We start from the raw sequence: 23,929 nt of genomic DNA on the forward strand, positions 1-23,929 counted from the left end.
CTGAAACAAGCGGCCGCCCCATGCCGGCGCATCGCCGCGGACGGGCCGCCCTCCTCCCTCGCCTCGCGAAGCCGCGCCGACCTGGAATCGAGCGATCAGGCGGGCCGCCCCGGCCCGCCTTTCCTCACCACTGGTAACGCATCGACAAGCGCCCGGTCAGCGTCCGCGTATGGCGGCCGAACTCGCCGAACGCGTCCACGCCGAAGCTCAGGCCCGTCGCCAGCCGCAGCTCGGCCCGCAGCGACAGCAGGCCCAGATCGGACACCGGCTGGATGCCCGCGCCGCGGAAGCTGCCGCCCTGCAGCGTTTGGAACGACGCGTCGACGGAGGTCCGGTTGGCCCGGTCGTGCGCCCAGGCGGCCGAGGTGCGGACCGTCAGCGTCTTGCCGCCCTGCAGCGCGAAGTTCTGGTCCAGCGATGCGCCCAGCTCGGTGCGCGTCAGGGTCACCGAACGGCGGTCGTAGTTCAGCGCCAGGTGCGGCGCCGAACGGCCGTTGGCCTGCTCGCCGTAAGACGGCGTGACCATGTTCTGCACCTGCAGCGCGGCATAGGGCGTGACACCGAAGGACGCGGCCTGGAGCCGGTAGCCGGCCTCGGCGCGCGTGGCCAGGCTGTGCGCGTCGAAGTCCGCGCCGTACGTGGCCTCGATCAGCTCCAGCGCGCGCGTGGTCTTCATGCGGTGCACCGAGTACGACACCGCGGCCGACGCATAGGCCGGGCCGAATTCGTGCGTCGCATAGGCGCCCAGTTGCAGCGCGTTGTCGCGGCCGCTGAAGGCGCGCGTCAGGTCGAAGTCGGCCACCGCGGTGCCCAGGGCGAAGCCGACCCGGGTGTCGGGCGTGACCTGGCGGTCATGCCCCACGGCCACGCCGTAGCTGCGCGCGCTCAGCTCGGCACCGGTGCTGCCCGAATCCACCGTCGTCTTGCTGTTGTCGCCGTAGATCTGCGCCCAGGTGTTGCTGCGCCGGTCGGTCCAGTCGCCGCTGGCCGGGTCGGCCACGAGGGCCGCACGGCTGTTGGCGACGTCGTTGCCGCGTTGCAGCAGCGTCTGGCCGAAGGCGGTGTTCATCTGCGCGCCCACGTTGGTGACCGACGAAGCCGCCGCGCCGCTGACGTTCCAGTAGGCCTGGGCCAGGCGGTCGACCGTCGGCACCTCGACCAGCCGCGCGGTCAGCGCCTGGAAGTTGGGCAGGCCCAGGCCCTGGGCGCCGCCGATCAGCGCGCCGATCCGGTGGCCGTCCGCACCCAATCCCTGCGGGCTGAAGTTGGCGGTCGACGACAGGCCGACCGTGCCGCCCTGCTGGCTGAGGGCGAAGGTCATGATGGCCGTGTGGCCCAGCGCCAGGCGCGAGACGTCGGCGCCGCTGGCGGCGCGCAGGAAGGAGCCCAGCGACGCCGTGCCCGGTGCGATCAGCCCGCCGTTGACGAAGGCCGGCTTCAGCGTGCCCTGCAGCTGCGCCGTGCCGCTGACCTCGAAGGCATCGACCGCCGCCTTGGCATGGTCGACGCGCAGTTCCAGCGCGCCGGTGCCCGACTGCACCAGCGAGCCCACGATGGCGGTGGGGGTGTGCATCGCGCCCGCGCTCTTGAGCAGCCCGTCGTTCTGCAGCAGCCCACCGGCCAGGTCGATCGACGAACCGGCCAGGAGGGTGCCGCCGGCCTGGTTGTGCAGCAGGTTGCTGGCGCCCTGCGCCAGGCTGAAGTTGCCCAGCAGCGTGCCGGCGTTCTTCACCGTGGTGTCGCCGGTCAGTGTGCGCACGGCCATGCCGGCCGCACCGTCGACGGTCGAGACCGTGCCGCTGTTGTGCAGCTCGTTGGTCGGGCCCTCGAACTCCAGCGCCGCGCCGCCCGCGCCGCCGGTCACCGACACGCCCGAAGCGACGTTCACGATCGGGTCGGTCGATGACATGGTCTTGACCGCCACCGCGCCCGCGCCCGTGGCCGAGACATTGGCGCGCAGGTTGACGGTCACCAGGCCGCTGGTGCCGGAGCTGCCGCCCAGGAAGGTCGTGGTGGTGCCGTTGGTCACCACGCCGCCGCCGCCGCGCACCGATTGCGCGACCACGCCGTGCGCGCCCGCGCCGGTGGTGGTGATGGCGGCGTTGACGTTCACCGTCACCGCGCCTGCGTTGCCCGAGCCGGCGGTCCAGCTCGACGTCAGCGCGTCGCCGGTGGAGAGCACCGCCCCGCCGCCACCGCCCACGCTCTGCGCCAGGATGCCGAAGGCGTTGACGCCCGAGGTGCTGATGCTGCCGTTGCTGTCGACCTGCACCGCGCTGGCGTTCGAGCCGGCGGCCGAGCCGCCCAGCTTGGCGGTCGCGGTCGCATAGCCCAGGCCGCCACCGCCGCCGATGCTCTGCGCCACGATGCCGACGGAGCCGTCGCCGTGGGTCACGAGGGTCGCCGCGTTGGACACCGTCGTGGCCGAGGCGCTGCCCGCCGTCGCGCCGCTCAGCCGCACATTGCTCACGCGGCTCAGGCTCACGCCGCCGCCGCTGCCGATGCTCTGCGCCACGATGGCCGGCGAGAGCGCGCCTTGCGTGCTCACGCTGCCGCCGGTGGTGGTCACGGTGGCCTTGCCGCCGGTCCCGCCGCTGCCGCCGGCCGCACCCAGCCGCATGTCGCCGCTGAAGCCGCCGGTGCCGGCGCTCGAGGCGGAACTCAGGCCGCCGCCGCCGCCCACGCTCTGCGCCAGCAGGCCGATGGACTGCACCCCGTAGGTGCTGACGGCCTGTGCGCTGGTGATCTCGACCGTGCCGCCATTGCCGCCGCTGCCGCCGGTACCCCCCAACGTGCCGCTGAGGCTGCCGCTGCTCGCCGACGCCGCGCCCAGGCTGGCGACGCCGCCGCCGCCGCCGATGGACTGCGCCACCACGCCGCTGGCGTTGGCACCCGAGGTGAACAAGGCCGCCGCCGTGCCGTTGAGGCTGCCCGGGTTCAGGTGCACCGACACCGCGCCGCCGTAGCCGCCGTTGCCGCCCGCCCCGCCCAGGTTCAGGCCCGCGCTCAGCGACTGGTCGCTGCCGGCGTTGGCCACCGTGCTGCCGCTCGCGCCGCCGCCGCCGCCCACCGACTGGGCCAGGATGCCGGTCGACAGGTCGCCCAGCGTCTCCACCCGCACGGCGGAATTGACCGTGACCGCGCCGTAGACGTTGCCGCCACCACCCGCCTTGCCGCCCACGCTGGTCGACAGCGAGGTCCCGCCACTGCCGCCGGTGCTGGACGCACTGTTGGCGCTGCCGCCGATGCCGCCGCCGCCGCCGATGGCCTGGGCCACGATGCCCTGGGAATGGCTGCCGGTGGTCAGGATGGCCGCGCCGCTCAGGTTCACCACGGCCGAGAACGCGCCGCCGCCGGTGGCACCCGAGCCGCCCAGGGCCATGCCCAGCGCGTTGTTGCCGCCCGACTGCGCCGTGCTGCTGGACGCGCTCGCGCGACCGCCGCCCCCGCCCACCGACTGGGCCAGGATGCCGGCCGAATCGGCGCCGTTCGTCACGATCGCTGCCGTGTACAGCAGGCTGCCGTCGGCGCGCGTCACGCGCGCGCCGGTGGTCGCGTTGCCGGTCACCGACACGTCGGTGCCGAGGCCGCCGCCCTGGCCGGCACCGCCCAGCGACAGGGACAGCGCCGGGCTGCCGCCGCTGCCATTGCCCAGCGCGGTGGCCGAGGTGGCCGAAGCGCCCGAACCGCCGCCGCCGCCGACCGACTGCGCGACGATGCCGGCCGCGCTGTCGCCGCGGGTGACGACCGCGTTGCTGAAGTTCACCGTCACGCCGCCGCCGTTGCCGCCGGAGCCGCCGTTGCCGCCCAGGCCCATCGACACCGCCACCTTGCCCGACGAGGCGCTGCTGCTGCTGGAGCCGCCGCTGCCGCCGCCACCGGCGATCGACTGCGCCAGGATGCCGTCGGCGCCGAAGCCCTTGGTCTCGATCGCGCCGGCATGCGACACGGTCACCTGGCCGCCGTCGAGCCAGCCGCCGCCGCCCGCGCCGCCGATCGCCATCGACACCGTGGTGTCGCCGCCCGTGGCGGTGGTGCTGCTGGCCGAGCCCGCCAGGCCGCCGCCGCCGGCCACCGACTGGGCCAGGATGCCGTAGGCCAGCGCACCGTCGGTGCGCAGGGTGCTGCCGGCCGCCGTGCCCACCAGCACCGCGCCGCCCGCACCGCCGTTGCCGCCGGTGCCGCCCAGCGCCAGGCCGAGCGCATAGGCGCCGCTGTTGGCATTGCTGCTGGTCGAGCCGCCGATGCCGCCGCCACCGCCCACCGACTGCGCGACCAGCGCCGAGGCCTGGTCGCCGTAGGTCGTGATGTTGCCGGCCTGCGAGACCGACACCTTGCCGCCCGCGCCGCCGCCGCCGCCGCTGCCGCCCAGCCCGGCCGACACGGCCACGCCCTTGGTGGCGCTGGCCGAGTTGGAGCCGCCGCCGCCGGTCGACGCGGCATTGCTGCCCGAGGCGGAACTGCTGCCCGCCGTCGCCGCGGTCACGACCGAGCCGCCCGCGCCGCCGCCGCCGCCCACCGACTGGGCCAGCACGCCGTACGACTGGGCGCCGTGGGTTTCGATGGCCGTGAGGTTGCTGGTGGCGCAATCGCTGCCCGACACCGTGGCGCAGACCAGCACCGTGCCGCCGGCACCGCCGCCCGCCCCCGCGCCGCCCAGGCCCAGCGCGGCCGAGACCGAGCCGCCGCTGCCCGTGGTCGACGAGGCCGAGCCGCCATTGCCGCCGCCCCCGCCCACCGACTGCGCGAAGATGCCGGCCGAACTGTGGCCGTAGGTGACCAAGTTGCCACCGGTGGCGTTCACCTGCACCTGGCCGGCCGCGCCCGCGCCGCCGCCCAAGCCGCCCAGCGACAGGGCCACGCTGGCCTTGCCCGCGTCCGCATTGGCGCTGCTGGCGCCGCCGTTGCCGCCGCCGCCGCCCACCGACTGCGCGAAGATCGCGGCCGACTGCACGCCCGTGTCGGGCCGGTTCAGCGTGCCGGTGACGATGTTGCCGCTGTTGCTCACCAGGACGTTGCCGCTCTGGTTGCCGCCGCCGCCAGCGCCGCCCAGGCTCAGGCCCGCCGCATAGCCGCCGTCGGAGCCCGCGCCCGAACCCTTGGTGCCGTCGGGCGCCGTGCCCGCCGCCGCCGAATTGCTGGTGTTGGTCGGGCCGGAAGTGCTGGAAAGCGCACCCGTCGAGGCATGCGTGCCTTCCGAGGCATCCGACGCCGCCGCGGCCTTGGCCGCGCTCGACGCCGCCCCGCCATTGCCGCCGCCGCCGCCCACCGACTGCGCGAACACGCCGGCCGAATGGTTGCCCAGCGTCGAGATGGTGTTGGCGTTGACCACCGTCACCTCGCCGCCCGTGCCGCCGCCGCCGCCGCTGCCGCCCAGGCCGACCGAGACGGCCGCCTTGCCGCCGCTGTCGGCGCTGCTGCTGGCCGAGCCGCCGTTGCCGCCGCCGCCGCCGATGGACTGCGCGATCACGCCCATGGCCTGCGAACCCTGGGTCTGGATGATGCCGTCGTTGCGCACGTTGACCTGCGCCGCGCCACCGCCGGTGGCGCCCGAACCGCCCAGGCTCAGCGACGCCGAGGCATTGGCGCCGCTGGCGTTGGCGCTCGAGGAGCCGCCATTGCCGCCGCCGCCGCCCACCGACTGCGCGAACACGCCATGCGACAGGTCGCCGCTGGTCAGGATCGTCCCGCTGGTGTAGACGCCCACCGCGCCGCCGACCCCGCCCGCGCCCCCGGCGCCGCCGATGCTCAGCGAGGCGCCGGCGCCGTTGTCGCTCTTCTTGCCGGAAGAATCGGCACCGTCGCTCTGGGTGAACTTCTTCGCCACCGACACGGTGGCCTTGCCCACGGTCGGGCCGACGTAGCTGGTGTAGGCCGCCACGCCCGCCGCCTCGACCGCGCCCGGGGCGCCGTCCGACGAGGTCGACGACGCGCCGCCGTTGCCGCCGCCGCCGCCGATGGACTGGGCCACGATGCCCGTGGACTGCGCACCGTGCGTGGTCAGCGCATTGCGCGACACGACCGCGACCGTGTCGCCGTTGCCGCCGCCGCCGCCGAAGCCGCCGATGGCCACCGCGCCCGCGTACTTGTTGCTGGTGGCGCTGGCGCTGGACGCGCCGCCGTTGCCGCCGCCGCCGCCGATCGATTGCGCCACGATGGCCGCCGCCTGGTGGCCCCAGGTGGTCACGCTGCCGGTGGTGGGCATTGCGACCGGCGCCACGCCCGGCAGGGCCTGGTCGGTGCGGCCTTCGCGCTTGCCGTTGGTGATGAAGTGGCTCGCCGCGGCCAGCAGGTCCTGCCCGAAGGCGGCGCGCAGGTCCGCATAGTTCGCCAGGTACTGGGCCGCGTTGAACAGATCCGGCGCGCGCGTCTCGCGAATGCCGTTGCTCACGTAGTGCTGCAGGCCGCTGGTCGCGTTGTTGCCGAAGGCGTTGATCAGGTCGGAATAGCCGGCGATGTATTCGTAGCCGTGCAAGCCGACCCCCACCGTGCCACCGTTGCTGCCCGCGCCGCCGCCGCCGCCCACCGCCACCGCCATTGAGGCGGTGCCGGAGACGGCGTTGGCCATCGCCGAGCCGCCATTGCCACCGCTGCCGCCGATGCTCTGGGCCAGGATGCCGATCGCCTGGTCGCTGTTGATCGCGCCCGCGCTCGCGGGGTTGGCGCCGGTGGTGATCGCGCCGTAGGACATCACTTCCACCGCCGACGCGTTGCCGCCCGCGGCACCCTTGCCGCCGACCGCGACCGACGCCGAGGTGCTCTTGTTGCTGCCGGCCGAGAGCGAGACGCTGAAGGCCGCACTGTTGCCGCCGTTGCCGCCGCCGCCGCCGATGGACTGCGCCACGATGCCCACCGAGCGCACGCCGGCGGTCTGGATGCTGCCGCGGTTGACCACGTTCACCGCCTGGCCCGCCTGGCCGGTGCCTCCGGTGCCGCCCAGCGCCGATGCCGCGCCGACCGACACCTTCGCGTCCGGATTGCCCGTGGCCACCGTCGCCGACATGGCCGAACCGCCGTTGCCGCCGTTGCCGCCGATGGACTGCGCCACGATGCCGGCCGACTGGTCCATGCGGGTGCTGATCGCGCCGTACGAGGTCACGCCCACCGCGCCGGCCGTGCTGCCCGCACCGCCGGGGCCGCCCATCGACAGAGTCAGGCCCACGGTGGCGCTGGCCGACAGCGCGGAGCTGAAGCCGCCGCTGCCGCCGCTGCCGCCGATGGACTGCGCCAGGATGGCCGGCGAGAGCTTGCCATGGGTCGACAGGTTCTCGGCCGAGGTCACCGACACCGTGCCGGCGCGCCCGCCCGTGCCGCCGGAGCCGCCCAGGCTGATGGCCGGCGCGGCCGCCAGCGCCGCCGCGGCGGACACCGCCCAGCCGCCCGTGCCGCCGCTGCCGCCGATGGACTGCGCCAGCAAGGCGGGCGACTGGTCGCCCTCGGTCGAGACCGTCTTGTCGCCGCCGCTGGTGTTGAGGGTCACCGCGCCGGCGGTGCCGCCATGGCCGCCGCCGCCACCGACCGAAGCCGCCAGGCTGGCGCCCTCGGCCAGCGCGCCCGACACCGCGAAGCCGCCGGTGCCGCCGTTGCCGCCGATGCTCTGTGCCGCCACGCCGGGCGACATTGCGCCGCGGACCGTCACGTTGGCCGCGTTGTTCACCGTCACGCTGCCGGCGTTGCCGCCATTGCCGCCGCCACCGCCCACCGCCACCGCGGCGGCGCCCGTGAGGGCCGCCGCACCCGCGGCCGCGAAACCGCCGGAGCCGCCGCCGCCGCCGATCGACTGCGCCAGGATGCCGGGTGCGTTGCCTGCCGTGGTCGCCGTGACGTCGATCGCGCCGCGGTTGTCCACCTGGACCGCGCCGCCGTTCGAGCCGGCGCCGCCCGCGCCGCCGATGCCGATGCTGACGCCCAGGAACTGGCTCATCGCGGCCGCATAGGCGTAGCCGCCCGAGCCGCCGCCGCCGCCGATGGACTGGGCCTGTAGCGCCGCCGCGCCGCCGCCCGTGGTGGTCAGCGCGCCGCTGTTGCTCACCGTCACGGTGCTGGCGTGGTTGCCCGAACCGCCCGAGCCGCCGACCGCCGCCGCGCCCGCGGCCACCAGGCCCAGCGAAGCCGCCACCGTGTAGCCGCCGTGGCCGCCGCCGCCGCCGATCGATTGCGCCAGGATGGCGCTTGCGGCATAGCCGTGGGTGGTGATGGCGCCGTTGCCGAAGGCCGCGTTGTCCGCGCTGCTCTCGTTGAGCACATGCACCTCGCCGCCGGTGCCGCCGTTGGCGCCCGAGCCGCCCACCGACACCGCCGCCGCCATGTCGGTCGAGGCCGCCACCGTGATCGCCGCGCCGCCGTTGCCGCCGCCGCCGCCGATCGATTGCGCCGCCAGGCCCTGCGAGCCGGTGCCTTCGGTGGTGATGGTGCCGCCCGCGTTGTAGACCCGCACCTGGTTGCCCGCGGTGCCCGAGCCGCCCGCGCCGCCCACGCCCACCGAGGCCGACGAGCCCAGCGCCGCCACGCTCAGGTCCATGGTGCTGCCGCCGCTGCCGCCGCCGCCGCCGATCGACTGCGCCAGCACGCCCTGGGAATGGTCGCCCTGGGTCGCGATGCTGCCGCCGTTGGTGCTGGCGAAGACGTTGCCGCCGACACCGCCGGCCCCGCCCTTGCCGCCGAAGCCCATCGCGAGCGAGCCGACCAGGCTGCCGGACAGGGAGGTGGCATAGCCGCCGGCCCCGCCGCCGCCGCCGATGGACTGCGCCAGGATGCCCGCCGAGGACAGGCCGGACGTGCGGATGGTCGAAGCGCGCGACACCGACCCGAGCTGGGCTTGGCCGACGCAGGGGCTGAAGCCACTGGAGAAGCCGTTGTAGCTGTTGCAGTTGACCGCCACCTCGCCGCCCGAACCGCCCGCGCCGCCCGAGGCGCCGAAGGCCATCGCGCCCGAGGCGCCGAAGATGGCGGTGGAGAAGGCCACCGCGCCGCCGCCCGCGCCGCCGCCGCCGCCGATGGACTGCGCCATGATGCCGGCCGAGGCGATTTCCGCCGTGGCGATGGAGCCCGTGTTGAGCACGCTCACGCGTCCGCCGGTACCGCCGCCGCCGCCCTCGCCGCCGATGGCCAGCGCCGAGGTGTTGCCGAAGATCAGGTTGGTGTGGCCGCGGGCCTTGGCATAGCCGCCGATGCCGCCGCCGCCGCCGATCGACTGCGCCAGGATGCCCATCGCGCCGCCGGCGCTCTCGTTGTTGGCCACGCCCGTGGTGCAGCCGGTGCCGGTGCAGATGTCGCCGTAGTTCTCCACCGCGACCCGGCTGCCGTTGCCGCCGTCGCCGCCGCTGCCGCCGATGGCCGTGGTGTGCTTGCCCGACGACACCGCCATGCCGCCGCTGCCGCCGCCGCCGCCGATCGACTGCGCGTAGATGCCGACGGACGATGCGCCGTAGACCTTGATCGGGCCGTAGTTGTACAGGTAGGCCTCGCCGCCGTGGCCGGCCGTGCCGCCGCTGGCGCCCAGCGCGTTCAGGCCCGCGGCCGCGCCCGCGTTGCCGCCGCCGCCGCCCACCGACTGGATGGCGAAGCCGTAGGCGCCCGCGGGGTTGGCCGCGCCGGCCGAGCCCACCGTCAGCGCGCCCGAGTTCCAGCCCCAGGTCCAGCCGCCGTTGCCGCCATAGCCGCCACCGCCGCCGTAGCCCTTGGTGTTGACGCCCGCATCGCCGCCGAAGCCGCCGATGCTCTGGATCGCGATGGCGGTGCCGCCATCGGTCTGGATGTTGCCCGTGTTGGCGAGCGCGATCGCGCCGCCCGCGCCGCCCGGCAGCCCGCTGCCGCCCTTGGCCTTGCCGTTGGCGGCGTCGCCGCCCTCCCCGCCCTGCCCGCCCGCGCTCTGCGCCACGATGCCGAAGGCCGTGGCGCCGCCCGTCACGTTCAGCGAAACGTGGCTGTTCACGTTCAACGTCCCACCGTTGCCGGCCGCGCCGCCGTCGCCCGCGCTGTACTCGGCCTTGGCGCGGGTGTTGTCACCGCCCTTGCCGCCGGTGCCGCCGTGGCTGAGCACCACGATGGCGGTGTTGGTCACCGCATAGCCCGCGGCCGGCGCATTCGCGCCGAGGTCCACCACCACGGTCACGTTGCCGCCGTTGCCGCCGGCCATGCCGTAGAAATCGCCCGCGCCGCAATGGCCACCGCCGTCGCCGTTGCCGCCCGCACCGCCGGTGCCGCCGGAACTGCCCGCGGCGATGATGGTGCCGGTGGAGGCGCCCGCCGCGGGCGCATAGGTCACCGTGCGGTTGATGGTGGGCCCGGTGGCACCGGCCGAGCCGGGAATCGGACCCCGGTGGCACTTGCCGCCGTGACCGTCGGCATCGATGCCGGCCGCGCCGGCCGCACCCACCAGGAAGGTGCTGTGGGGATCGACGTAGTAGTGAGGCCCGGTGGTGACCGTCTGCGCCGCCACGCCCAGCGGTGCGCAGCAGCACAGCAGCGTCCAGCCCGGGACCAGCAGCCGATGCAGGGGCTTGCCCTGGTCGCTCATCGCGCGGCTCCCGTGACGAAGGTGGCGAGGCCACGGAGGAAGCAGGCGAGAACGGGCGCGGGCTGGAGCATGCGGTGGCTTTTCTACGAAGCGGAGGGGAAGGGCCCCAGAACCACGCCCGCGCAGGCCATCGACACTTCCGTCCATGGCCTTCGCAGGCCATGCTCCGGGTCCACGTGCAACGATTGTTACATGTTTTTAATTAATGTAACCATCTGTGTGTGCTGCCCGCTGCAGCTTTCGCAGGGCCTTCGCAGCCTCGTCGGGCCGCCCTACCACTTGCCCGCGTTGGGCTGCTTGCTGCGCACCGCGGCCGCCAGCAGGTCCGCCGCTTCCTGCCGCTGCGCGCGTTGGGCGAACTGCGTGGCCGTCATGCCTTGCTGGTTCTTCATCAGCGGATCGGCGCCCTCGTCGAGCAGCAGCTTCACGCTCTCGAGCGAGCCGTACATCGCGGCCATCATCAGCGGCGTGGTGCCGTTGGGCGACTGGGCGTCGATGAAGGCGTACTTGTCGAGCAGCAGCTTCATGATCGTCAGCTGCCCGCTCGAGGCCGCATAGTGCAGCGGCGTCCAGCCCGGCTTGTTGATGTCGGCGTCGCGCGCCATAAGCTTGGCGACCAGCTCCTTCTGGCCCTTGATGGCGGCCAGCATCAGCGGGCTCTCGTCGCTGGCGTTGCGCGACTCGACATCCGTCTTGGGCGAGGCCAGCAGCACCTCGATCACCTTCGGCGAGGGCTCGCGGATGGCGATCAGCAGGCCCGTGAGCCCGTTGGCGTCGCGCGTGTTCGGGTCGAAGCCCCGGTTCAGCAGCGACTGCACGCCGCTGGCGTTGTCGGCGCGCACGGCCCGGAAGAAGTCGTCGAATGAGTCGGCTCTGGCCGTAAAAGATGCCAACAGGACAAGAAGATAGAAGAATTTCTTCATGTGATTTCTCAAGCTTTCACGCCCGCGAAGAGCGTTTCGAAATTCCGACTGGTGGCCGCCGCGATCTCTTCCACAGGCAGCTGGCGCAGTTGCGCGATCTGCTGCGCCACGAAAGGCACATAGGACGGGTTGTTGGTCTTGCCGCGGTAGGGCACCGGCGCCAGGTAGGGGCTGTCGGTCTCGATCAACATGCGGTCGAGCGGGACGAAGGCCGCCACGTCGCGCAGGCCCTGCGCCTTCTTGAAGGTCAGGATGCCCGAGAAGGAAATGTAGAAACCGAGGTCGAGCGCGGCGCGGGCCACCTCTGCCGTTTCGGTGAAGCAATGGAACACGCCGCCGGCCGCCGGGCCGGTGCCGTCCTCGCCCTCCTCCCGGAGGATGGCCAGCGTGTCGGCCGAGGCCTCGCGGGTGTGGATCACCAGCGGCATCCGCACCTGCTGGGCCGCGCGGATGTGGACCCGGAAGCGGTCGCGCTGCCATTCCATGTCGGCGATGCTGCGGCCGCCCTTGCGCTCTTCCATCTGGTAGTAGTCGAGGCCGGTCTCGCCGATGGCCACCACCTTGGGCAGCGCGGCGCGACGCACCAGGTCCTCGATGCTGGGTTCGGCGATGTCCTCGTTGTCGGGGTGCACGCCCACGCTGGCCCAGAAGTTGTCGTACTGCGCGGCCAGCGCCTGCACGTCGGCGAATTCCTCGAGCTTGGTGCAGATGCACAGCGCGCGGTCGACCTGCGCGGCCGCCATGGCGGCGCGGATCTGCGGCATCTCCGAAGCGAATTCCGGAAAGGTGAGGTGGCAATGGGAGTCGGTGAACATCGGTACGGCGGCTGCGGAAATGAAGAGGCCATCGCAACGCGCGCGACGAAGGTCGCGCGGCGATGGCTCAGATGGTCTGGGTCGGGCGGTCGGAGGCCATCGAGCCGCCCAGGGCTTCCTCGATGCGGGCCTTGAGCTGACGCGATTTCTCGTCGGCCGGGAAGCGCACGCCGACACCAGGGGCACGGCTGCCGGCCGCACGGGCCGGCGTGATCCAGGCGACCTTGCCGGCCACGGGGTAGCGCTGCGGGTCGTCGGGGAGGGTCAGCAGCACGTAGACGTCGTCGCCCAGCCGGTACTCGCGCGAGGTGGGAATGAAGATGCCGCCTTCGGCGAACAGCGGGATGTAGGCCGCATAGAGCGCGCCCTTCTCCTTGATCGCCAGCTGGATCACGCTGGGCCGTTGGGGCGCGGAGGCGGGGCTGGGGCTGTTCATGGGCGTCGGGCCGAGTTTAGGGTGCTTCGCGCTTCGCTCACAAGCGCTTCCAGCATCAGGCCCGCGTTGAAGGGATGCTCGGCGGTCCGGGCGGCCGCGGCCAGCGATCTGGACCAGCGCGCCAGCGCCACGTTCGAGGGCGCGGGCGGCAGCTCGGCGGCCGCGAAGAAGCGCGGCTCGGCGCCGCTGCCCACGGCCATCAGGTCGTGGCACAGCTTCTGCAGCGCGCCGATGGCCTGCGCCGGCGCCTGGTCCGTCAGCGCCGCGACCTCGCCGCGCTGCATGGCCTTGGGCAGCAGCGACCAGGCCTTGGGCGAAGCACCGCTGCGCGCCAATCTCAAGGCGTCGCTGGGCCGGCCGCCCGCCGCGCGCAGCAGGGCCGGCGCATCGGCGGCCCCCACCTGGTGCGCGACCAGCCAGTCGACCGCCTCGGCGGGTTCGGGCCAGGGCAGCGTGAAGCCCAGGCAGCGGCTGCGGATGGTCGGCAGCAGCTGCCAGGCCGCCTCGCTGGCGAGCACGAAGCGCACGTCGCCCACGGGTTCCTCCAGCGTCTTGAGCAGGGCGTTGGCGGTGATCGCGTTCATGCGCTCGGCCGGATAGACGAACACCACCTTGCCGCGGCCGCGCGCGCTGGTGCGCTGGGCGAAGCCAACCGCCTCGCGCATCGCTTCCACCCGGATCTCGCGGCTGGGCTTGCGCTTCTTGTCGTCGATGTCGGCCTGCGCCTTCTCGTCCAGCGGCCAGCCCAGCTCCATCATGGCCGTCTCTGGCATCAGCACGCACAGGTCGGCATGGGTGCGGACCTCGATCGCGTGGCAGCTGGTGCAATGGCCGCAGGCGCCCTGCTCGGTGGGCGTCTCGCACAGCCAGGCCGAGGCCAGCGCCAGCGCCAGGTCGTACTGGCCCAGGCCGGACGGGCCCTGCAGCAGCCAGGCATGGCCGCGCTGGCGCAGCAGGTCCGCCAGCGGGCGCGCGAGCCAGGGCGACAGCGGCGTCATGCGCGCTCTCCGATCAGCCCGCGCTGGCGCAGCACGGTCTCGACCTGGTGCCAGACCTGGTCGCGCGGCTGGTCGGCATCGATGCGCGCGAAGCGCGGGGCCTTCGCGCGTTCGGCATAGCCGGCCGCCACCTGCCGGAAGAAGGCCACGGGCTGGGCCTCGAACTTGTCGGGCAGGCGCGCGCCGGCCAGGCGGGCCGCGGCGACTTCGGGCCGCAGGTCGAACCACAGCGTGAGATCGGGCTGCAGCAGGGCCTCGCCGCCCGCGGCGCCCTGCCCGGCCTGCGCCCAGCGTTCGAGGGTGCCGAGCACCGCCGGGTCGAAACCGCGGCCGGCGCCCTGGTAGGCGAAGGTGGCGTCGGTGAAGCGGTCGCACAGCACCACCTCGCCGCGCGCCAGCGCGGGCGCGATCACGTTCACGATGTGGTCGCGGCGCGCCGCGAAGACCAGCAGCGATTCGGTCAGCGCATCCATCGGCTGCGCCAGGATCAGGCCGCGCAGGGTTTCGGCCAGCGGCGTGCCGCCGGGTTCGCGCGTGCGGGTGACGGTGCGGCCGGCCACCGTGAACAGCGCTTCGAGCGCGTCGATGTGGCTCGACTTGCCCGCGCCGTCGATGCCTTCCAGCGTCAGGAAAAGTCCGCTCATGGTCCGTTGTTCTTGGGTTTGGGTTCGATGCCGCGCTGGTAGCGGTTCACCGCCCGGTTGTGGTCGTCCAGCGTGGTGCTGAACTGGCTCGAGCCGTCGCCGCGCGAGACGAAGTACAGCGACTTGCTCTGCGCCGGCTGGATGGTGGCCAGCAGCGCCGCCTTGCCCGGCATGGAGATCGGCGTGGGCGGCAGGCCACCGCGGGTGTAGGTGTTCCAGGGCGTGTCGGTCTGCAGATCCTTCTTGCGCAGGTTGCCTTCGTAGGCCGTGCCCATGCCGTAGATCACCGTCGGGTCGGTCTGCAGCGGCATGCCGATGCGCAGCCGGTTGATGAACACGGCCGCGACCTCGGGCCGGTCCTTGGCCTGGCCTGTCTCCTTTTCGACAATGCTGGCCAGGATCAGCAGCTCGTCGGACGTCTTGAGCGGCAGGTCGCTGGCGCGCGCGGCCCAGGCGGCCTCCAGCTTCTTGTCCATGGCCCGCATGGCGCGCTGCAGCACGGCGAAGTCGGTCGAGCCCTTCGAGTAGGTGTAGGTGTCGGGGAAGAAACGGCCTTCGGGGTGCACGCCGGGCTTGCCCAGCCGCGCCATGAGCGCCGCGTCGTCCTCGCCCACGGTCTCGGGCTTGAGCTGCTCGGCCTTGGCCAGCGCGGCGCGCACCTGGCGGAAGTTCCAGCCCTCGACCAGCACCAGGCTGCGCGTGGCCTCCTCGCCGCGCACCAGCATGTTGAGCAGCGTGCGCGGGGTCACGCCGCGTTCGAGTTCGTAGCTGCCGGCGCGGATCTGACGGTCCTGGCCCGAGAAGCGGAACCAGGCGTAGAGCAGCTGCGGCTGCACCCGCGTGCCGGCCGCGGCCACCGCTTCGGCCACGCCGCGCGGCGTGGTGCCGGGCTCCACCGACAGGTCGACGTTGGGGGCCGCGAGGTCGAGCGGGCGGTGGACCCACCACAGGCCCCAGGCGCCCGCGCCCAGCGCGCCGAGCGCGCCCAGAAGAAAGATCGTGAGGAAGAAGCGGCGCAAAGGAATGGAGAAAAGAGGGGCCGGACAAAGCCCTGGAAGCCGAGTCCGCGGGGTAGCCCTGCGGGTCGAACGGATGGCGTGCGGCCATGATAATTCAGCGATGACCTCTGCCCTCCTGAATGGTGTAACTCCCCTCCCCCACCTGGGCGTGATCCGCGCCGAGGGCCCGGACGCCGCGAACTTCCTGCACGGCCAACTGACGCAGGATTTCGCGCTGCTCCAACCCGCCGAGGCGCGCCTGGCCGCGCTCTGCACGGCCAAGGGCCGGATGATCGCCAGCTTCATCGGCGTGCGGCCACGCGCCGACCTGGTGCTGCTGGTGTGCAGCCGCGACATCCTCGCCGCCACGCTCAAGAAGCTGTCGATGTACGTGCTGCGCGCCAAGGTGAAGCTCAGTGACGCCAGCGAGTCGACCGCGCTGTACGGCCTGGCCGGACCGGCCTTGGCGGCCAACGGCGTCGATGCCGCGGCGCCGGTCGGTGCGCGCATCGCGCGTGCCGTGGCCGACGGCGAGGACGAGATCAGCATCGTCCCGCTCTACCCGGCCGACGGCGTGCCGCGCGCGCTGTGGATCGCCCCCGCCGCCGCGCCGGCCCCGACCGGCCCCGCGCTGGACGCCGCGCTCTGGCCCTGGAGCGAGGTGCGCAGCGGCATCGCGACCTTGACCACGCCGGTGCTCGACGCCTTCGTGCCGCAGATGCTCAACTACGAATCGGTGGGCGGCGTGAACTTCAAGAAGGGCTGCTACCCGGGCCAGGAGATCGTGGCGCGCAGCCAGTTCCGCGGCACGCTCAAGCGCCGGACCTATGTGGTGACGGCCGACACGCCGGTCGAGGCCGGGCAGGAAGTCTTCGCCGCCAGCGACGCCGAGCAACCGGTCGGCACCGTGGTGCAGGCCGCCGCGTCGCCCGACGGCCGCTGGGCCGCACTGGTCTCGATGCAGATCGCGGCGCTCGAAGCCGGTGCACTGCATGCGGTGAGCGCACAGGGACCGGCGCTCACGGTCGAGCCCCTGCCCTATCCGCTGCTGGCCGACATCTAGGCAGCGGCGGCCCCATGCAAAAAGGCGCCCGCGGGCGCCTTTTTTGTCAGCAGCAGCGGCCCTTGCCCCCGCCGTAGCGCGCCTGCTCCCGCTCGCGGAAGAAGGCGATCTCGCTCATCGGCGCCTGGTCGGGATGCGTGGCCGCCATGTGCCGCAGGTAGGCGCCGTAGTCGGGCTGGCCCACCATCAGCCGCAGCGACTGCGCGAGCGAGCGGCCGAGGTAGCGGCCCGCCTCCGGCAGGCTCATGCCCGAGTTCAGCATCAGGTGCGCGCCGGCTCGAAGGCTTCGTAGGGCGTCTCGTGCACCGTCGGCCGGTTCACGCGGCGCGCGGCCAGGCAGGCCTTGACGCTGTAGACCAGCACGCTCAGCACCACGAAGATGAACAGCGCGCACAGCGCGGCGTCGAGCCGGTCGTTGAAGACGATGCGCGACATCGCCTCGGGCGTCTTGGCCGGCGCGATCAGCACGCCCTGGGCCAGCCCGTCGGCGTACTTCGCCGCATGCGAGAGGAAGCCGACCTTCGGGTCCGACGAGAAGATCTTGAGCCAGCCGGCCGTCAGCGTGCAGGCCAGCAGCCACACGGTGGGCACCAGCGCCACCCAGGCGTAGCGCTCGCGCTTCATCCGGAACAGCACCACCGTGCCCAGCATCAGCGCCACGGCCGCGAGCATCTGGTTCGAGATGCCGAACAGCGGCCACAGCGTGTTGATGCCACCCAGCGGATCGACCACGCCCTGGTAGAGGAAGTAACCCCAGGCCGCCACGGTGAGCCCGGTGGCGAACAGGTTCGCCGGCAGCGAGTCGGTGCGGCCCAGCGCGGGCACGAAGCTGCCCAGCAGATCCTGCAGCATGAAGCGGCCGGCACGGGTGCCCGCGTCCACCGCGGTCAGGATGAACAGCGCCTCGAACAGGATCGCGAAGTGGTACCAGAAGGCCATCATCCCCGGGCCGCCCAGCGCCTGGTGCAGGATGTGGGCCATGCCCACGGCCAGCGTCGGCGCACCGCCCGTGCGGCCCAGGATGGTGGTCTCGCCCACGTCCTTGGCGGTCTGGATCAGCATCTCGGGCGTCACGACGAAGCCCCAGCTCGAGATGGTCTGCGCGACGGTGGCTGGCGTGTTGCCGACCAGCGCGGCCGGGCTGTTCATCGCAAAGTAGATGCCCGGCTCGATGCACGAGGCCGCGACCAGCGCCATCACGGCGACGAAGGATTCGGCCAGCATGCCGCCGTAGCCGATGAAGCGCATGTGGCGCTCGTTGTCGATCATCTTGGGCGTGGTGCCCGAGGAGATCAGCGCATGGAAGCCCGACACCGCGCCGCAGGCGATGGTGATGAACAGGAAGGGGAACAGGCTGCCCGACCAGACCGGGCCGTTGCCCTGCGCGAACTGCGTGACGGCCGGCATCTGCAGGGTGGGCGCGACGAACACGATGCCCACGGCCAGCGCCAGGATGGTGCCGATCTTGAGGAAGGTCGAGAGGTAGTCGCGCGGCGCGAGCAGCAGCCACACCGGCAGCGTGGCGGCGATGAAGCCGTAGCCGATCAGCATCCAGGTCAGGGCCTTGCCGTCGAAGGTCAAGAGCGCGGCCCAGTCGGGGTGCTGGCTCACGGCCTGCCCGCCGAAGATCGCGAGCATCAGCAGCACGAAGCCGATCACCGAGACCTCGCCGATGCGGCCGGGCCGCAGGTAGCGCAGGTACACGCCCATGAAGAGCGCCACCGGAATCGTCGCGCCCACGGTGAAGGTGCCCCAGGGCGATTCGGCCAGCGCCTTGACCACGATCAGCGCCAGCACCGCGAGGATGATGATCATGATCATGAAGGTGCCGAACAGCGCGATCATGCCCGGCACGATGCCCATCTCCTGCTTGATCAGGTCGCCCAGCGAACGACCGTCTCGGCGGGTCGAGATGAACAGCACGATGAAGTCCTGCACCGCGCCCGCGAACACCACGCCCGCCAGGATCCACAGCAGCCCGGGCAGGTAGCCCATCTGCGCCGCGAGCACCGGGCCCACCAGCGGACCGGCGCCGGCGATGGCCGCGAAGTGGTGGCCGAACAGCACGTTCTTGTCGGTCGGCACATAGTCCAGGCCGTCGTTGTGGCGGTGGGCGGGCGTCTTGCGTTTCGCGTCCAGGCCCAGCACCTTGTCGGCGATGAACAGGCTGTAGTAGCGGTAGGCGATCAGGTAGACGCAGAGCGCGGCCACCACGATCCAGAGCGCGCTGATCGCTTCGCCGCGCGAGAGTGCGACGGTGCCGAGCGCGAAAGCGCCCACGATCGCGATGACGAGCCACACCAGGTGGCGTCGGATGCTTTGCATCGGGTTGTCTCCAGAAAAAAGTTTCTGGAGTGTTCCCGGCCGGGTCGCATCTGCCATCCGTCGGACCGCGCGCTTCGGTGCGCGGTATTGCCTAAGGGATAACCCGAATCACCGGTGCCAGGCTCAGGGGTTGCCGAACTGGCGCGCGTGCTCCACCGCGTATTTGATGAGCTCGGCCTGCCCCTCGATGCCCAGCCGGCGCTTGATGCTCTGCCGGTGCGCCTCGACCGTGCGCACGCTCAGGTCGAGGTCGCGCGCGATCTGCTTGCTCGATTCGCCGCGGCCCAGGGCCGTGAGGATCTCGCTCTCGCGCGGCGTGAGCGTCGGCCGCTGCGCCTGGTTGCGGAACAGCCGCTGCGACACCGCCGGGCTCAGGAAGGTGCCGCCGGCCGTCACCGCCTGGATCGCCGCCACGATCTCCCCCGCCGGCGCATCCTTGAGCACATAGCCGCGCGCACCGGCCTGCAGCGCGCGCTGCACGTACTCGGGGTTGTCGTACATGCTGAGCATCACGATGTGCAGCGCGGGCTGCTGCGCCAGCAGCACGCTTGCAAGTTCGATGCCGTTCATGTCCTTCATGCCCACGTCGGTGAGCACCAGGTCGGGCTGGAGCAGCGCGACCTGCGCGATCGCCTCCTGCGCCGAACCGGCCTCGCCCACGATCGCCAGGCCCGGCAGCGGCCCCAGCCGCGCGCGCAGGCCGTCGCGCACCAGCGGATGGTCGTCGACGAGGAACAGGCGGACGGGCGGGGTTTCGGTCATGCGGCGCGTGCGATTGTGACCGGCGCCGCCGCCACGATGCGGGTGCCGCCCTCGCCGGCCTGCACCTCGAGCGTGCCGCCGATCGCGTCCATGCGCTCGCGCATGTTGCGCAGGCCGATGCCGCGGCGCGGGTCCGCGCTCAGCGCGGCCTCGTCGAAACCGCGGCCGTCGTCCTGCACCACCAGCCGCACGCTGGCCCGGCCGAAGGCCAGCGCCAGCGTGACCTGGCTCGCCTGCGCGTGCTTGTGCACGTTGGTCAGCGCCTCCTGCGCCACGCGGAACAGCGCGGTCTTCACCTCTTCCGGCAGGTCGATCGCCCTGCCCTCGGCATGCACCTGCACGCGCAGCGGCGCCTCGTCGCCGAACTCGTCGCCCAGCCGCTCGAGCGCGGCCGGCAGGCCCAGCGTGTCGAGCAGCGCGGGCCGCAGCCGGTGCGAGATGCGGCGCACCTCCGACAGCGAATCGTTGAGCCGCGCCAGCGCCTTGGGCATGGCCGGTGGCGTGGCCTGCCGGCCGCGCTCGAGCGTGTCGACCGCCGACTCGATCAGCAGCTTGGCCGAGACCAGCGTCTGGCTGATGCCGTCGTGCAGTTCGCGCGCCAGGTGGCCGCGCTCGTCCTCCTGCGACTGCACCACCTGCCGCGCGAGCAGGCGCAGCCGGGCTTCGGACACCCGGTGCTCGCTGAGGTTGAGCAGCAGCCCGCCCGCGCTCACCACGCCCAGGCACACGGCCGCGATGGCCGCGATCCACAGCATGGTGGTGGTGACGTTCTCGCTCACCTGGTGCTGCAGCGACTGCACCGCGGCCTCGACGTCGTCGAGGTACAGCCCGGTGCCCAGCATCCAGTTCCAGCGCGGCAGCGAGGTGATGTAGCCGAGCTTGGGCGCCATCTGCGCGCTCGAGGGCTTGCGCCACTCGTACTCGACGTAGCCGCCGCCCTTCCTCACCTGGCCGACCAGGTCCTGGATGGTGGCGCGGCCCTGCGAATCGCGCAGCTCCCAGAGGTTCTGGCCCTCGAGCTCGTGCTGGCGCGAATGCATCAGCGAGCGGCCGTCCATGTCGTAGACGAAGAAGTAGCCGTCGTTGCCGTAGTCCAGCGCGGCCAGCCGGCGCAGCGCCTCGTTGCGGGTCTGCGCGTCGTCGCGACCGGTGTCGTAGAGCGGGCGCACCGTGCTGACCGCCAGCTCGACGTAGCTGCGCAGCTCGGAGCGCCGCTGCGCGAGCAGGCTCAGCTCGACCAGCGCCCGCTCGCGCGCCGCCAGGTCGCGCTCCTGGTGACGCACCGCGGTGGCCACCAGCAGCAGTGCCACCACGAGCGGCACCACGGCCAGCGTGATGATCTTGGTGCGCAGGCGCATCCGCCGAAACCTCAGGCCAGCGCGCGGCGCATCTCGATGTGGGCGATGCCGGCCTCTTCGAAGGGCGCGCCGTGCGGCGCATAACCCAGGCGCCCGTAGAAGCCCTCGGCGCTGCGCTGCGCATGCAGCGTGATCTCGCGGTCGCCACGTGCCTTGGCCGCAGCCTCGAGCGCGCGCAGCACCGCGGCGCCCTGGCCGCCGCCGCGCAGGTTGCGGTGCACCGCCATGCGCCCGATGCGGCCCACGCCGGGCGCCTCGCTCAGCAGGCGCGCGGTGCCGATCACCCGGCCCAGCCGGTTGCGCGCCACCGCATGCAGCGCCGTCGCATCGTGTTCGTCCCATTCGAGTGTTTCCGGGATGCGCTGCTCCTGCACGAACACCGCGCGCCGGATCGCGCCCGCGCCGCTGCCCAGCGCCTGCCAGTCGCCGGTCTCGATCGTGAACATGGTCTCGCCCGCCTCGTAGGCGCTGAAGATCGCGCGCAGCGCATCGGGCACCGGCCGCGAGGTCTGGGTGGCCGGGTCGGCGAAGACATAGACCAGCTCGCTGGTGACCAGCAGTTCGTCGCCGCGGAACAGGCCGCCGCGGAACACGATCGACGAGGTGCCGACGCGCACGCATTTCATGCCCACGTCGAGCGCGTCGTCCATGCGCGCCGAGGCATTGAATTCGATGGTCGCCTTCTTCACGTAGAGATCGCCCTCGAGCGATTCCATCGAGGCCTCGTAGGGCAAGGCCAGCGCGCGCCAGTAGTCCGACATGGCGGTGTCGAAGTACATCAGGTAGTGGGCGTTGAAGACGATCTTCTGCATGTCGACTTCGGCCCAGCGCACGCGCAGCCGGTGGAAGAAGCGGAAGTCGGCGCGGGAGAGTGTTTCGGTCATGGGTTCAGGGCTTCTTTCAGGGCGTTGGCGGCATCGGCGTGGGCCTGCAGCGCCTCGGGCACGGCGCGGCCCATCTTGACGAATTCGTGGATCACGCCGCGGTAGATCTCCAGGTCGACCGGCACCCCGGCGGCGCGCAGCTTGTCAGCATAGGCGATGCCCTCGTCGACCAGCGGGTCGGCCTCGGCCAGGCCGATCCAGGCCGGTGCGACGCCGTCGACGTCCTCGGCGTTGAGCGGCGCGAAGCGCCAGTCGTCGCGGTCGGCCGGGCTGCGCACGTACTGGCCGAAGAACCAGCTGATCAACGCCTCGTCGAGCAGCGGCCCGCAGGCGAAACGCTCGTGCGAGGCCGTGTCCTGGTGCGCGGTGGTGCCCGGGTAGAACAGCAGTTGCAGCGCGACCGGCAGGCCCGCGTCGCGCGCCATCACCGCGCACACCGCCGCCAGCGTGCCGCCCGCGCTGTCGCCGCCGAGCGCGAGCCGGCCGCCGTCCAGGCCCAGCGAGCCCGCTTCGCGGGCCACGAACTGCACCGCGTCCCAGGCGTCGTCGGAGGCGGTCGGAAACTTGTGTTCGGGCGCGAGCCGGTAGTCGATGGAGACCACCGCGCAGCCGCTGCGCTGCGCCAGCACGCGGCACAGCGTGTCGTGGGTGGCAATGCTGCCGACGGTGAAGCCGCCGCCATGGAAGTACACCAGCACCGGCAGCACCGCGTCGGAAGCCGCGTAGAGGCGCGCCGGCAGCGCGACGCCGTCGCGCGCGGGAATCGTGAAGTCCTCGATGCGCGCCAGCGCGGGCTTGGGCACCTCGAGCACGCCGGCGCCTTTCTCGTACGAGGCCTTGGCTTCGGCCGCGGTCAGGGTGTTCATCGCGGGATGGCCGGCGCGCGCCATGCGCTCGACCACGCTGGCCATCTTCGGGGTCAGCATGCGGCCTCCGGGCGTGCAGCGGTCGTCATCCAGGGTGTTCCCGCCGTGACAACGGCAAGGGTTTTGTTCATGGGCAAGATGGTGTCCTGTTGCTAGATTCAAGCCTCCAAATCGTACCGCCCCCCACGCACCCGCCATGGCCCTCATCCAGTACCTGACCCAGATCCAGTTCGAATTCGGCGCGATCCGCCTGCTGAGCGCCGAATGCGCGCGCGTGGGCATCAACCGCCCGATGATCGTGACCGACGCCGGCGTGCGCGCCGCGGGCATCCTGCAGACCACGCTGGACGCGCTGGGCGACCTGGAGGTCTCGGTCTTCGACGCCACGCCCTCGAACCCCACCGAGGCGGCGGTGCGCGCCGCGGTCGAGCTGTACCGTTCGGGCCGTTGCGACGGGCTGATCGCGGTGGGCGGCGGCTCGGCCATCGATTGCGCCAAGGGCGTGGCCATCGCCGCCACGCACGAAGGCCCGCTCAAGACCTACGCCACCATCGAGGGCGGCTCGCCCAAGATCACCGAGAACGTGGCGCCGCTGATCGCGGTGCCGACCACCAGCGGCACCGGCAGCGAGGTGGCGCGCGGCGCGATCATCATCGTGGACGACCACCGCAAGCTGGGCTTCCACAGCTGGCACATCCTGCCCAAGGCCGCGATCTGCGACCCCGAACTCACTTTCGGCCTGCCGCCCCGGCTCACGGCCGCGACCGGCATGGACGCGATCGCCCATTGCATGGAGACCTTCATGTCGGCGGCCTTCAACCCGCCGGCCGACGGCATCGCGCTCGACGGCCTGGAGCGGGCCTGGGGCCACATCGAACGCGCCACCAGGGACGGCGGCGACCGCGAGGCGCGGCTCAACCTGATGAGCGCCTCGATGCAGGGTGCGATGGCCTTCCAGAAGGGACTGGGCTGCGTGCATTCGCTGAGCCACAGCCTGGGCGGCGTCGACCCGCGCCTGCACCACGGCACGCTCAACGCCCTGTTCCTGCCGGCCGTGATCCGTTTCAATGCCGGCGCCGAATCGGTGCAGAAGGAGCAGCGCCTGCAGCGCATGGCGCGCGCCATGAACCTCGATTCGGCGGGCGACCTGGGCGATGCGATCCGCGACATGAGCCAGCGCCTGGGCCTGCCGGGCGGCCTGGCCGAGGTGGGCGTGACGCCCGACCTGTTCGACAAGGTGATCGACGGCGCGATGGCCGACCACTGCCACAAGACCAACCCGCGCCTCGCGACACGCGACGACTACCGCGAGATGCTCGAAGCCTCGATGTGAGGCAG

Annotated in this window: 15 protein-coding genes; 2 read left to right on the forward strand and 13 right to left on the reverse strand. The window is 72.5% G+C overall.

Annotation, left to right across the window (positions count from 1 at the left end; translation table 11 throughout):
* Window positions 1–124 precede the first annotated feature (124 nt).
* The 7 genes from QTI20_RS08470 to mltG form a co-directional block, all read right to left on the reverse strand.
* On the reverse strand, window positions 125–10,519 hold the full coding sequence (locus tag QTI20_RS08470; protein WP_286548483.1) for an autotransporter outer membrane beta-barrel domain-containing protein: 10,395 nt from the start codon (window positions 10,517–10,519) through the stop codon (window positions 125–127).
* A 272-nt stretch (window positions 10,520–10,791) separates the two neighbouring features.
* Entirely contained in the window at window positions 10,792–11,454 is a 663-nt protein-coding gene (locus QTI20_RS08475) for an ankyrin repeat domain-containing protein (protein WP_286548482.1), read from the reverse strand.
* On the reverse strand, window positions 11,451–12,257 hold the full coding sequence (locus QTI20_RS08480; RefSeq protein WP_286548480.1) for a TatD family hydrolase: 807 nt from the start codon (window positions 12,255–12,257) through the stop codon (window positions 11,451–11,453). The genes QTI20_RS08475 and QTI20_RS08480 overlap by 4 nt, the downstream gene beginning before the upstream one ends.
* 67 nt (window positions 12,258–12,324) lie before the next feature.
* Entirely contained in the window at window positions 12,325–12,693 is a 369-nt protein-coding gene (locus tag QTI20_RS08485) for a PilZ domain-containing protein (RefSeq protein WP_219217638.1), read from the reverse strand.
* Entirely contained in the window at window positions 12,690–13,691 is a 1,002-nt protein-coding gene (locus QTI20_RS08490) for a DNA polymerase III delta subunit-related protein (RefSeq protein WP_286548478.1), read from the reverse strand. Before QTI20_RS08490 ends, QTI20_RS08485 begins: the two co-directional genes overlap by 4 nt.
* Window positions 13,688–14,335 carry a dTMP kinase gene (tmk, locus tag QTI20_RS08495; protein WP_286548476.1) on the reverse strand — a complete coding sequence of 216 codons (648 nt, stop codon included), beginning with the start codon at window positions 14,333–14,335 and terminating at the stop codon, window positions 13,688–13,690. Before tmk ends, QTI20_RS08490 begins: the two co-directional genes overlap by 4 nt.
* Window positions 14,332–15,354, reverse strand: coding sequence for an endolytic transglycosylase MltG (gene mltG, locus QTI20_RS08500; RefSeq protein ID WP_286548474.1), 1,023 nt, complete (start codon window positions 15,352–15,354; stop codon window positions 14,332–14,334). Before mltG ends, tmk begins: the two co-directional genes overlap by 4 nt.
* A gap of 100 nt (window positions 15,355–15,454) precedes the next feature.
* On the opposite strand from mltG, the gene ygfZ reads away from it, so the two are divergent.
* Window positions 15,455–16,396 carry a CAF17-like 4Fe-4S cluster assembly/insertion protein YgfZ gene (gene ygfZ / locus QTI20_RS08505; protein ID WP_286548473.1) on the forward strand — a complete coding sequence of 314 codons (942 nt, stop codon included), beginning with the start codon at window positions 15,455–15,457 and terminating at the stop codon, window positions 16,394–16,396.
* A gap of 46 nt (window positions 16,397–16,442) precedes the next feature.
* On the opposite strand, the gene QTI20_RS08510 is transcribed toward ygfZ, so the two are convergent.
* From QTI20_RS08510 to QTI20_RS08535, 6 genes are all read right to left on the reverse strand, one after another.
* A complete protein-coding gene (locus QTI20_RS08510; protein ID WP_259651808.1) occupies window positions 16,443–16,643 on the reverse strand; it encodes a YbdD/YjiX family protein in 201 nt (66 codons plus the stop codon).
* A 14-nt stretch (window positions 16,644–16,657) separates the two neighbouring features.
* Window positions 16,658–18,721 (reverse strand): carbon starvation CstA family protein, encoded by a 2,064-nt coding sequence (locus QTI20_RS08515; protein ID WP_286548472.1) that lies wholly within the window; start codon window positions 18,719–18,721, stop codon window positions 16,658–16,660.
* A gap of 123 nt (window positions 18,722–18,844) precedes the next feature.
* Entirely contained in the window at window positions 18,845–19,483 is a 639-nt protein-coding gene (locus QTI20_RS08520) for a response regulator (RefSeq protein ID WP_286548470.1), read from the reverse strand.
* Window positions 19,480–20,841 carry a cache domain-containing protein gene (locus tag QTI20_RS08525; protein WP_286548469.1) on the reverse strand — a complete coding sequence of 454 codons (1,362 nt, stop codon included), beginning with the start codon at window positions 20,839–20,841 and terminating at the stop codon, window positions 19,480–19,482. Before QTI20_RS08525 ends, QTI20_RS08520 begins: the two co-directional genes overlap by 4 nt.
* An 11-nt stretch (window positions 20,842–20,852) precedes the next feature.
* The gene (locus QTI20_RS08530) at window positions 20,853–21,725 is read right to left on the reverse strand and encodes a YbgC/FadM family acyl-CoA thioesterase (protein ID WP_286548468.1); all 873 of its coding nucleotides are present in this window, start codon (window positions 21,723–21,725) and stop codon (window positions 20,853–20,855) included.
* Window positions 21,722–22,651 carry an alpha/beta hydrolase gene (locus QTI20_RS08535; RefSeq protein WP_286548467.1) on the reverse strand — a complete coding sequence of 310 codons (930 nt, stop codon included), beginning with the start codon at window positions 22,649–22,651 and terminating at the stop codon, window positions 21,722–21,724. The genes QTI20_RS08530 and QTI20_RS08535 overlap by 4 nt, the downstream gene beginning before the upstream one ends.
* A gap of 136 nt (window positions 22,652–22,787) precedes the next feature.
* Here QTI20_RS08535 and gbd point away from each other — a divergent pair, with 136 nt between their 5' ends.
* Window positions 22,788–23,924, forward strand: coding sequence for a 4-hydroxybutyrate dehydrogenase (gene gbd, locus QTI20_RS08540; RefSeq protein WP_286548465.1), 1,137 nt, complete (start codon window positions 22,788–22,790; stop codon window positions 23,922–23,924).
* Window positions 23,925–23,929: the final 5 nt, after the last annotated feature.

This window comes from Variovorax sp. J2P1-31, from assembly GCF_030317215.1.
Lineage (GTDB): Bacteria > Pseudomonadota > Gammaproteobacteria > Burkholderiales > Burkholderiaceae_C > Variovorax.

Bases quoted from the DNA above. Each gene is read 5' to 3' on its own strand.
- QTI20_RS08470 (WP_286548483.1), bottom strand. From the start codon at position 10,519: ATGAGCGACCAGGGCAAGCCCCTGCATCGGCTGCTGGTCCCGGGCTGG.
- QTI20_RS08480 (WP_286548480.1), bottom strand. From the start codon at position 12,257: ATGTTCACCGACTCCCATTGCCACCTCACCTTTCCGGAATTCGCTTCG.
- QTI20_RS08485 (WP_219217638.1), bottom strand. From the start codon at position 12,693: ATGAACAGCCCCAGCCCCGCCTCCGCGCCCCAACGGCCCAGCGTGATC.
- QTI20_RS08490 (WP_286548478.1), bottom strand. From the start codon at position 13,691: ATGACGCCGCTGTCGCCCTGGCTCGCGCGCCCGCTGGCGGACCTGCTG.
- tmk (WP_286548476.1), bottom strand. From the start codon at position 14,335: ATGAGCGGACTTTTCCTGACGCTGGAAGGCATCGACGGCGCGGGCAAG.
- ygfZ (WP_286548473.1), top strand. From the start codon at position 15,455: ATGACCTCTGCCCTCCTGAATGGTGTAACTCCCCTCCCCCACCTGGGC.
- QTI20_RS08510 (WP_259651808.1), bottom strand. From the start codon at position 16,643: ATGAGCCTGCCGGAGGCGGGCCGCTACCTCGGCCGCTCGCTCGCGCAG.
- QTI20_RS08515 (WP_286548472.1), bottom strand. From the start codon at position 18,721: ATGCAAAGCATCCGACGCCACCTGGTGTGGCTCGTCATCGCGATCGTG.
- QTI20_RS08520 (WP_286548470.1), bottom strand. From the start codon at position 19,483: ATGACCGAAACCCCGCCCGTCCGCCTGTTCCTCGTCGACGACCATCCG.
- QTI20_RS08525 (WP_286548469.1), bottom strand. From the start codon at position 20,841: ATGCGCCTGCGCACCAAGATCATCACGCTGGCCGTGGTGCCGCTCGTG.
- QTI20_RS08530 (WP_286548468.1), bottom strand. From the start codon at position 21,725: ATGACCGAAACACTCTCCCGCGCCGACTTCCGCTTCTTCCACCGGCTG.
- QTI20_RS08535 (WP_286548467.1), bottom strand. From the start codon at position 22,651: ATGCTGACCCCGAAGATGGCCAGCGTGGTCGAGCGCATGGCGCGCGCC.
- gbd (WP_286548465.1), top strand. From the start codon at position 22,788: ATGGCCCTCATCCAGTACCTGACCCAGATCCAGTTCGAATTCGGCGCG.